Here is a 705-nt window from a genome sequence, read left to right as displayed (position 1 = left end):
CGCAGCCAACCTGTCACTGGCCTGACGCGGTGAGGCCCCACGGTTGAGCAGACCAACAACCTGGGCGCGTAAGAATCGATTGCCATCGAGTTTGCGTGGCTTTGGGCGAGCAAGACGCCCGCGGCTGGCCTGATCAGCATGATAGGCATCGTAGATACCATCGACGCTGTTGCGGGCGATCTCACGGCTGACGGTGGATTGACTACGACAGACTATCTGGGCGATACGCCGGTGCGAATGCCCTGCCCTCAGATGCTCGGCAATGACTAAGCGTTCGGCCAGCCCTAGCCGCCGACCAGTGCCAACACGAGATACATCACCGGGTGTTATCCGGCTGCGGGTATTCATAGTGGTTAAACTAGCCCGCCGGTTATACACCGTGGATGTGCACACCCCGGCCTGCGCGGCAATCTGGGCGACACTATATGTGCCGGCCATAAGCATCTCGTAGATCACGCGATGCTTATGCTGCATCGAGACCTTCGGGTAGTGCGATTGGTGCTGGATTTCAATTCCGGCTTGTCGCGCCCACCGCCTGACTGTTGGTTGGGGGATCGCTAAATCGCGCCCTACCGCGCTTGCTGATGCCCCGTTGGCGATGTGTTCAAGCGCAATGGGTTTGATGGCGCTGTATTTCGATCGGCGGGTTTGCTTCACTACTTCTCCTGGTCGAAAGTGGTGATGCATTCACCGCCTGAACCTACC

General features: G+C 58.6%; 1 protein-coding gene. It reads right to left on the bottom strand.

What is annotated here, in order from left to right; all coding sequences use genetic code 11:
* Nucleotides 1-657, bottom strand: a 657-nt coding sequence (locus tag CORAM0001_RS11145; protein ID WP_157752562.1) for a helix-turn-helix domain-containing protein, incomplete at its 3' end; no start/stop codon positions are given.
* Between the last annotated feature and the right edge of the window lie 48 nt (nucleotides 658-705).

Origin of the sequence: Corynebacterium amycolatum SK46 (assembly GCF_000173655.1) — a bacterium.
Lineage (GTDB): Bacteria > Actinomycetota > Actinomycetes > Mycobacteriales > Mycobacteriaceae > Corynebacterium > Corynebacterium amycolatum_A.
Note: the sequence above shows the minus strand (reverse complement) of the source record. Positions and strands in the feature narration are given on the sequence as shown.